Origin of the sequence: Mycobacterium sp. PO1 (genome assembly GCF_017312405.1) — a bacterium.
GTDB lineage: Bacteria > Actinomycetota > Actinomycetes > Mycobacteriales > Mycobacteriaceae > Mycobacterium.
In genome coordinates, this window is record NZ_BLTG01000058.1 from 1 (window position 1) to 8,328 (window position 8,328).

General features: G+C 61.9%; 8 protein-coding genes and 2 pseudogenes. All 10 read left to right on the forward strand.

Annotated elements, in window-relative coordinates; genetic code table 11:
- Positions 1 to 136: 136 nt before the first annotated feature.
- A pseudogene (locus J3476_RS18925) lies at positions 137 to 586 on the forward strand (integrase core domain-containing protein); the annotation flags it as partial.
- Positions 587 to 828: 242 nt separating this feature from the next.
- On the forward strand, positions 829 to 2,283 hold the full coding sequence (locus J3476_RS18930; protein WP_207067929.1) for an aromatic ring-hydroxylating dioxygenase subunit alpha: 1,455 nt from the start codon (positions 829 to 831) through the stop codon (positions 2,281 to 2,283).
- A complete protein-coding gene (locus J3476_RS18935) occupies positions 2,280 to 2,879 on the forward strand; it encodes a 3-phenylpropionate/cinnamic acid dioxygenase subunit beta (RefSeq protein WP_207067924.1) in 600 nt (199 codons plus the stop codon). The genes J3476_RS18930 and J3476_RS18935 overlap by 4 nt, the downstream gene beginning before the upstream one ends.
- On the forward strand, positions 2,876 to 3,181 hold the full coding sequence (locus tag J3476_RS18940; RefSeq protein WP_207067925.1) for a hypothetical protein: 306 nt from the start codon (positions 2,876 to 2,878) through the stop codon (positions 3,179 to 3,181). The genes J3476_RS18935 and J3476_RS18940 overlap by 4 nt, the downstream gene beginning before the upstream one ends.
- Positions 3,178 to 3,981: a 3-(cis-5,6-dihydroxycyclohexa-1,3-dien-1-yl)propanoate dehydrogenase gene (gene hcaB, locus J3476_RS18945; RefSeq protein WP_207067926.1), complete on the forward strand. Its 804-nt coding sequence runs from the start codon at positions 3,178 to 3,180 to the stop codon at positions 3,979 to 3,981. Before J3476_RS18940 ends, hcaB begins: the two co-directional genes overlap by 4 nt.
- A gap of 28 nt (positions 3,982 to 4,009) precedes the next feature.
- Entirely contained in the window at positions 4,010 to 4,210 is a 201-nt protein-coding gene (locus J3476_RS18950; RefSeq protein WP_014211439.1) for a ferredoxin, read from the forward strand.
- Positions 4,207 to 5,448, forward strand: a complete 1,242-nt coding sequence (locus J3476_RS18955) for an NAD(P)/FAD-dependent oxidoreductase (RefSeq protein WP_207067927.1) — start codon at positions 4,207 to 4,209, stop codon at positions 5,446 to 5,448. The genes J3476_RS18950 and J3476_RS18955 overlap by 4 nt, the downstream gene beginning before the upstream one ends.
- A gap of 577 nt (positions 5,449 to 6,025) precedes the next feature.
- Positions 6,026 to 7,111 (forward strand): cupin domain-containing protein, encoded by a 1,086-nt coding sequence (locus tag J3476_RS18960; RefSeq protein WP_069416981.1) that lies wholly within the window; start codon positions 6,026 to 6,028, stop codon positions 7,109 to 7,111.
- Between the two features lie 24 nt (positions 7,112 to 7,135).
- Positions 7,136 to 8,134 (forward strand): dihydrodipicolinate synthase family protein, encoded by a 999-nt coding sequence (locus J3476_RS18965; RefSeq protein WP_207067928.1) that lies wholly within the window; start codon positions 7,136 to 7,138, stop codon positions 8,132 to 8,134.
- 18 nt (positions 8,135 to 8,152) lie between these two features.
- A pseudogene (locus J3476_RS28150) lies at positions 8,153 to 8,328 on the forward strand (glyoxalase); the annotation flags it as partial.

The following is an 8,328-nucleotide window of genomic DNA, read 5'->3' on the forward strand; positions in this document are numbered from 1 at the left end:
CCAGAGCCAGGACAGTTCACGCTGCCTCAAACGACACCTCGCCCGCACCGTCTACCGACGACTACACATCGACCAACACACCGGCCGAACACCCCAACACACCCACGCCAAAGCCGCAGCTTGACATAGGAGCAATGTGCGCGGGTATCACTTCCTGCACACGGCCATCGACGCTCACTCACGGCTGGCCTATAGCGAGATTCTCAGCGATGAACGCAAGGAAACCGCCGCAGCGTTTTGGCTGCGAGCCAACGCCTGGTTCAACCACATTGGCGGCTTTGCAGTGCGAACCATATTGACCGACAACGGATCCTGTTACCGGTCACACAAGTTCTGCGACGCTCTGGGTGACATCAAGCACCGGCGCACTCGACCCTACCGCCCGCAGACCAACGGCAAGGTCGAGCGATTCCACCGCACCCTGGCCGATGAGTGGGCCTACGCCCGGCTCTACCGCAGCGACGCCGAGCGCTGCGCCGAATAGACCATCTGGCTACACAACTACAATCATCACCGCGGCCACACAGCACTCAAGGGTCAACCACCCGCCAGCCGTGTACCTAACCTGTCAGGTCAGTACACCTAGCGCTCACTCGCTGCAAATGCCTTCATCACGGGGATGCTGCCCCCGGCGGGAGCGCCGCATCGTGGACGTTTCCCCAAGAGCATCCGAGAGGGCTGCGCGGCAGTCTCGACTAGTCAACGCCCTCGTTTGACTCCACCGGTAAGGAGACGGCATAATCTCTGCTAGACAGAGTCGCGTTCTACATAACAGTGAAGGCGCCTTGGTCGCGGATCGAGTCCAGTCGTTGAGTCATGGAGTTGAAGATGCAGGATCACGGTGAGGTGTTAGCGGCTGTACGCACTGGCATGATCCCGGCGCACGTGTATAACGACAAGCAAATTTTCTCGCTCGAGAAGGAGCGCCTGTTCAGTCGGGCGTGGTTGTTCGTGGCGCACGAGTCGGAGATTCCGCAGCCGGGGGACTACGTGGTCAGACAAGTGTTGCAGGATTCGTTCATCGTCGCTCGTGATTCTGCCGGCGAGATCCGGGTGATGTTCAATATGTGCCTCCATCGCGGTATGCAGGTTTGCCGGGCGGAAATGGGGAACGCGTCGAACTTCAGATGCCCGTACCACGGGTGGTCTTACCGCAATGACGGTCGCATTATTGGCCTGCCGTTTCACCAAGAGGCTTACGGAGGAGACGCCGGGTTTAACAAGACGGGGCAGACCTTGTTGCCCGCGCCGAGTGTGGCCAGCTACAACGGGTTGATCTTTCTGTCGATGGATCCTGACGCAGAATCGCTTGAAGACTATCTGGGTGATTTCAGGTTCTATCTCGATTTCTACACCAAGCAAGGCCCCAACGGTCTTGAGGTGCGAGGTCCGCAGCGTTGGCGGGTAAAAGCGAACTGGAAGATCGCAGCTGAAAATTTCGCCGGGGACATGTACCACACACCTCAGACGCACACGTCGGTGGTCGAGATCGGCCTGTTCCGAGAGCCGAAGGCTCACAAGCGCAAAGACGGCGCCACGTATTGGGCGGGTAGAGGTGGGGGCACCACATACAAGCTGCCCGAGGGGAGTTTCGAGGACCGGATGAGCTACGTGGGCTACCCGGCGGACATGATTAGTCGAGCCAAGGCCACCTGGACCGAGCAGCAGCAACAAGTCGTCGGCACCGACGGGTTCATGATCTCGGCCGCGACGTGTTTTCCCAACATCAGTTTCGTGCACAACTGGCCGAAAGTGGAGGACGGGGAGCACGTCTTGCCGTTCATTTCAATCCGGGTGTGGCAGCCAATCAGCGAGAACGAAACCGAGGTGCTGTCGTGGTTTGCGGTGGATTCTGATGCCCCGGCAGACTTTAAGGCGGACTCGTATAAGGCTTATTTGATGTGCTTCGGCTCGACGGGAATGTTCGAGCAAGACGATGTCGAGAACTGGGTGTCGCTGACCAACACGGCGGGGGGTTCCATGGCCCGCCGACTGCGGCTGAACAGCCGGATGGGGCTGCTCGCAGACGATGTACGGGTGGTCGACACCCTTAGCAGCGCTCAATTCCACGGGCCGGGATACGCTCAACTCGGTTACAACGAGAACAATCAACGGCAATTGTTGAGGCTCTGGGCCGACTACCTGGACATGCCGCCGCTTCGCGTCAACCCGGCTACGGTGCTCAGCGACAATCCGCATGGAATTGAACCAATGGTCCAGACCAACGGCGTGGCCGCCGCCGATATCGACTCGGGGTCCGCTCCGACGTCGGTGATGCTATGAGCGTTCACGATCACCAGCGCATTGGTCAATCCGCGGCTCCATCGGTGCTCGGGGCGCACGCGGCGCGCGCCCAACGCGTCGGCGACCCGTTACCGTTCGACGACCCTCGTCACCTCCAGGCGCATAGTTTCCTCGTCAACGAGGCGTACCTCCTCGATGCTCAAGACTACGACCGGTGGCTGGGTCTGCTCACAGAGGACATCCACTATTACATGCCGGTGCGGATCACCACCGCCGCGGGAGCCGGATTTGATAGCTCACCGGGAATGGCGCATTTCGACGAGAACAAATACTCACTTGAGCGCCGGGTTGCCCGTTTCGCCACCGAGCATGCCTGGACTGAGGAACCGCCATCGCGTCTGCGTCACTTCATCACCAATGTGCGCACATTCCTCAGCGACGATGCCGACCACCTCGTGGTCGACAGCGCTGAGTTGCTTTTCCGCAGCCGTGGCGACGTCAACGAGTCCACGCTCCTCTCATGTGGTCGTGAAGATCTTCTACGTCGCGATGGCAACGCGCTCAAACTCGCACGCCGAACAATCTGCGTCGATGAATCAGTGCTTCGAATGCAGAATCTGGCGGTCTTCCTATGAGCTCGAACGGATCCGGCGAGGGCGCGCAGTCGCCCCCACAACCGGCGTGCGAGGAACTGTCGACGCTGCTGGCCGGGGCGACCGGCGATGCACTTAACGTCGCCAACGAGTTCGCAGAGGTCGTCGTGCGCCGAGTGACCACTCGCAACGGAGCTCGGCTGTTGATTCAGGCGCCAAAATCGGCGCAGTGGGTGTCGCTGGATGCCTTAGAGATCGAGGCGTTGACCTGGCAGAACCCAGCCACCTTAGCGGCCATGGTGGGGAACGCAGGTACTCCCTTGATTCTGGGCGACGAGGTATGACTGGCTGGCTGGCGGGCAAACGCGCATTGATCGTCGGCGGAGGTTCGGGTATCGGTCGGGCCACCGTCGACGCGTTCTTGAACGAGGATGCCCAGGTCGCCGTGCTCGAGTACGACAGCGATAAGTGCGCGGCGCTGCGCCATCAGCTGCCCGACATCCCGGTAATCGAGGGTGATGGGACCACCCACACCGCCAACGACGAAGCTGTGCAGGTCGCTGCCGACGCGTTCGGCGGACTCGACACATTGGTGAACTGCGTGGGGATCTTCGATTTCTACCGTCGTATTCAGGACATCCCCGCCGAGCGAATCGACAAGGCGTTCGACGAGATGTTTCGTATCAACGTCCTGAGTCATATCCACTCAGTCAAGGCAGCAGTGCCGGCATTGATGGGCCAGGACGGCGCCTCGATCATCCTCACCGAGTCCGCTTCATCATTTTATCCAGGACGCGGCGGCCTGCTGTATGTCGCGTCGAAGTTCGCGGTGCGTGGCCTCGTCACCGCACTGGCTCACGAACTCGCGCCGAGGATCCGTGTGAACGGTGTTGCCCCAGGGGGAACGTTGAACACCGACCTGCGCGGACTCGACAGTCTCGACCTTGGCGCCAGCCGTCTGGATGCTGCACCCGACCGGGCCCGCGAATTGGCTGCTCGCACACCGCTCAACGTGGCCCTATCGGGTCACGACCACGCGTGGAGTTACGTCTTTCTCGCTTCGCACCGCTCCCGCGGGCTTACCGGCGAAACGATCCGCCCCGACGGCGGTTTCAGCCTCGGACCTGCACCCCAGCGCAATTGAACCCGACGAACATAGGGAAGGAAAGCACATGGACGGAGTCATAAAGGCTAACCACGCGGTATGTCAGGGATACGCGAACTGTGTCGTAGCCGCCGAGGACTACTTCGACATCGACGACCGGGGACTCGTGTTGGTCCGGAAGACGGAGGTCCCTTCCGCGGACAGGACCCGGGTCGAGGAGGCTGCGCGCAGCTGTCCGGTGGCAGCGTTGGAAGTCGTAGACGAATGACGTCACGGGTCGTCATCGTCGGCAGTTCTGTCGGCGGGGTCCGCACGGCCCAGGCGCTGCGATCGGAAGGCTACGACGGCGACGTCGTCCTGGTGGGCGAGGAAACTGCGCTGCCCTACGACAAGCCGCCATTATCCAAGGCATTGCTTGCGGGTACGAGTGACATCGCCGCTGTGACGTTACTCAGTAGAGACGCTGCCGCCGCCGACCGCATCGAGCTTCTCCTCGGCCGCCGCGCGATCGGAGTGGATGTCGCAGCGTGTCAGGTCGAGTTCGCCGATGATGAGCCCCTGCGTTATGACCACCTGGTGGTGGCCACCGGAGCCAGCGCGCGACCATCCCCGTGGGGCCACGGATCGGGCATTCATGTGCTCCGCACTCTGGAGGACTGTCTGCGGCTACGGGACGACCTTGTCGCCGGTGTCCGCCTCGTGGTGATCGGGGGAGGATTCATCGGGGCCGAAGTTGCGTCAACCGCCCGGTCAATGGGGGGGCAGGTGACCGTTGTCGACCCGGTGCCCGTTCCGATGAGCAGGGTTCTGACCGAAGAGATCGGCGAGTGGTTCATCGATTTGCACCGAAACCACGGAGTGCACACGCGCTTCGGTATCGGTGTCGAGAATATTGAGGGGGAGCGCGGCAACCTCAAGATCAGCCTCACGGACGGGACGGTCCTAGAAGCCGACACGGTGGTGGTGGGCATCGGCGCCGTTCCGAATGACGGCTGGCTGATGCCGTCGGGACTGCTAGTCGATGACGGCCTGGTCTGCGACGAGTTCTGTCGTGCAGTTACGTCACAAAACATCTACGCAGTCGGCGACGTGTCGCGTTGGTTCCATCGCGCCCGCGGCGTGACGATGCGCATCGAACACTGGACAAACGCGGTCGACCAGGCCTCTTGCGTCGCGCATAATATTTTGTATCCCGATGAATTGCGCTGCTACGAGCCCGTCGAGTACGTCTGGAGCGACCAGTACGACTGGAAGATTCAGGTCTGTGGCCAGACAACTCACCTAGGAGAGCCACTCGTCGTCGGAGATCGACTGTCCGACAATCGATTCACAGTCCTCTACCCGGATGGCGAGCAACGTCTTGGTGGCGCGGCGGTGGTGAACTGGCCTCGAGCACTGATCGAGTGCAGGCGTGCGCTGCAGGCCGGTAGCGATCTCGAAAGTGTGCGGGGAAGGCTCGAAGTGTTGACGAACCCACCCGATACCGCCGCAACGCGATCGCCATAGTCGGGCCACAAGTGGTTGCGCGCCGCATTGCAAGTGGGACTGGTTTCCCACCGGACATGCTCGCTGCGGCTTCGCCGCGTTCTTAGCTCGGAATGTCGCGGCTTTCTACCGCGCGAGGTCCTCGGTGGCCGCGGCGCGGTATTCAGGTTTCGGCCACCGCCCCGGCTCGGTGGACAGGCCGATACCGCGCCTTGGGCGCCGGCATCACGGATGAGTTGCCGCGACCGCATCGCTCCCCTAGACGGAACTCGGCTCGAAACGGAGTGGCCGATCATCGAGGTTCGGGGCTGCGCCGCTGGCGACCGACCCACATCGGTGACCTCTGGGACCCTATCGACAACACAACCTGTCGCAGCCGACACGGCGCCACGAGTCATGAAGAAGACCTCGGAGGTTGTTGAGCGTTCCTAGCTCACTTGGAGGTCTTCTTGTTCTCACCTCGCCACGCCGTCACCAACGGCGATGGTCAGTACGGTGAGGTTAGTACGCGGCACTTCCTGGTGTTGACGCAATCGGCCGGTCCCGATAATCTCTAAGTAACAGAGTAGTGTTCTGCAAAACAGAGAAGGTAGGTCTCATGTCGACCGCTGAGATTTCAGGGCTTCACGAATTCGACGCCGAGCTCGAGGCTGCCAACTTACGTGGACAATGGATCTACGACGACATGCTGGAGAGCGTCGTCGGCGGGCCCAAGCCTGCGGGTGTTCCCTTTCTGTGGCGATGGCAGGACGTTCACGCGAAGCTTCTGAAGTCGTGCGACGTGATGCCTGAAAGTTTGACGGCGCGACGCAATCTCTCGTTCATCAACCCGGATGCCCGAGGAACCACGCACACCATCAACATGGGTATGCAGATGCTCAAGCCCGGCGAGATTGCCTATGCGCACCGCCACACCATGGCGGCGCTCCGGTTCGCTATTCAAGGCGGCCCCGGCCTGGTGACTGTGGTGGATGGCGAGCCTTGTCAAATGGACACCTACGACCTGGTTCTGACCCCTCGCTGGACGTGGCATGACCATGAGAACGCCACCTCGGAGAACGTCGTTTGGCTCGACGTGCTGGATATCGGCCTAGTGCTCGGGCTGAATGTGCCCTTCTATGAGCCCTATGGCGAGATGCGCCAACCTCAACGCGAGGACCCGGGAGAGCATCTCGCTGACCGCGGTGGGATGCTGCGCCCGGCGTGGGAGCAGGTCAAGGCGGCGAACTTCCCGTACCGCTATCCTTGGCGTGACGTCGAGCGGCAGCTCCAGCGGATGGCGGGCCTTGCGGGCAGTCCCTACGACGGCGTAGTCCTGCGTTATGCGAACCCCGTTACCGGCGGATCGACTATGCCAACGCTGGATTGCTGGGTGCAGTTGCTGCGGCCGGGCCAGCAGACCGAGGCCCATCGCCACACGTCGAGTGCCGTGTATTTCGTCGTGCGCGGTGAGGGAACTACGGTTGTCGACGGGGTCGAACTCGACTGGGGGCCCCACGACAGCTTCGTGGTGCCCAACTGGAGCACCCATCACTTCGTCAACCGGTCGGCAGAAAATGCGTTGCTGTTCTCGGTCAACGACATCCCTACATTGAAGGCTCTCGATCTCTACTACGAAGAGCCCGAGCTGTCTTTGGGGACGCAGCCATTTCCGCCGGTCCCCGCTAACCTCCGAGCCCGCTGACGATTCACGAGAGAGGCAGTGCACGTGCGTGACACGAAGTTGACCGTCGATGACATCACCGGTGTCGTCGGCATTATCCCTACGCCCTCCATCCCGACGGCCGACCAACCGGGCACCGCGTTCTCCGTAGACCTCGATGAGGCGGCGAAGCTCGCCGACGCGATGGTCCGTGGCGGAGTGGATGTGCTCATGACCACAGGCACCTTCGGCGAGTGCGCCTCGCTGACGTGGGACGAGTTGCAGAGCTTTGTCGCCACCGTGGTCGACGCCGTCGCGGGACGTATCCCAGTTTTCGCCGGAGCGACGACGCTCAATACCCGCGATACGATCACGAGGGGTCGCCGGCTCGGCGAGCTCGGCGCCGATGGCCTGTTCGTGGGTCGTCCGATGTGGCTGCCCCTGGATGACGCCGGCATCGTGCGCTTCTACCGGGATGTGGCCGAGGCAGTGCCGAACATGGCATTGGTGGTCTACGACAACCCCGGCGCCTTCAAGGGAAAGATCGGGACGCCCGCCTACGAGGCACTCAGCCAGATACCCCAGGTCGTCGCTGCCAAGCATCTCGGGCTGCTCAGTGGCTCCGCCTTCCTTTCCGACCTCCGCGCGGTAAGCGGTCGCGTGCGGCTACTGCCGCTTGAGACTGACTGGTACTACTTTGCGCGGCTCTTCCCAGAAGAGGTCACCGCCTGCTGGTCGGGCAATGTGGCCTGCGGCCCTGCGCCAGTAACGCACTTGCGCAACCTAATCAGAGCCCGCCGCTGGGACGACTGCCAAGCGCTCACCGACGAACTCGAGGGGGCTCTTGAGACGCTGTACCCAGGCGGCAACTTCGCCGAATTCCTCAAGTACAGCATCCAGATCGACAACGCCCAATTCCAGGCGGCCGGTTTCATGCGCACGGGGCCCACCCGACCGCCGTACACCGAAGTGCCGGAGTCCTATTTGGCTGGCGGGCGCGAGGCCGGCAAGAACTGGGCCGCACTCCAGCAGCGCTATGCGTCACTTGCCGTCTCGAACCACTGAATCGCCTGAGGACAGCACATGTTGGTGAAGACGTTGGGTTATGTGGGTGTGGAGTCTCCGGATGCGAAGGAGTGGTTGGCGTTCGGTCCGGAGGTTTTGGGGATGGAGGCGGTGGAGGCGGCCAGTGGGTCGGTCCTGTTGCGGATCGACGACGCCGATCATCGTTTGGCTGTGCATCACGGGGACCGCAACCG

Bases quoted from the DNA above. Each gene is read 5' to 3' on its own strand.
- J3476_RS18930 (WP_207067929.1), top strand. From the start codon at position 829: ATGCAGGATCACGGTGAGGTGTTAGCGGCTGTACGCACTGGCATGATC.
- J3476_RS18935 (WP_207067924.1), top strand. From the start codon at position 2,280: ATGAGCGTTCACGATCACCAGCGCATTGGTCAATCCGCGGCTCCATCG.
- J3476_RS18940 (WP_207067925.1), top strand. From the start codon at position 2,876: ATGAGCTCGAACGGATCCGGCGAGGGCGCGCAGTCGCCCCCACAACCG.
- hcaB (WP_207067926.1), top strand. From the start codon at position 3,178: ATGACTGGCTGGCTGGCGGGCAAACGCGCATTGATCGTCGGCGGAGGT.
- J3476_RS18950 (WP_014211439.1), top strand. From the start codon at position 4,010: ATGGACGGAGTCATAAAGGCTAACCACGCGGTATGTCAGGGATACGCG.
- J3476_RS18955 (WP_207067927.1), top strand. From the start codon at position 4,207: ATGACGTCACGGGTCGTCATCGTCGGCAGTTCTGTCGGCGGGGTCCGC.
- J3476_RS18960 (WP_069416981.1), top strand. From the start codon at position 6,026: ATGTCGACCGCTGAGATTTCAGGGCTTCACGAATTCGACGCCGAGCTC.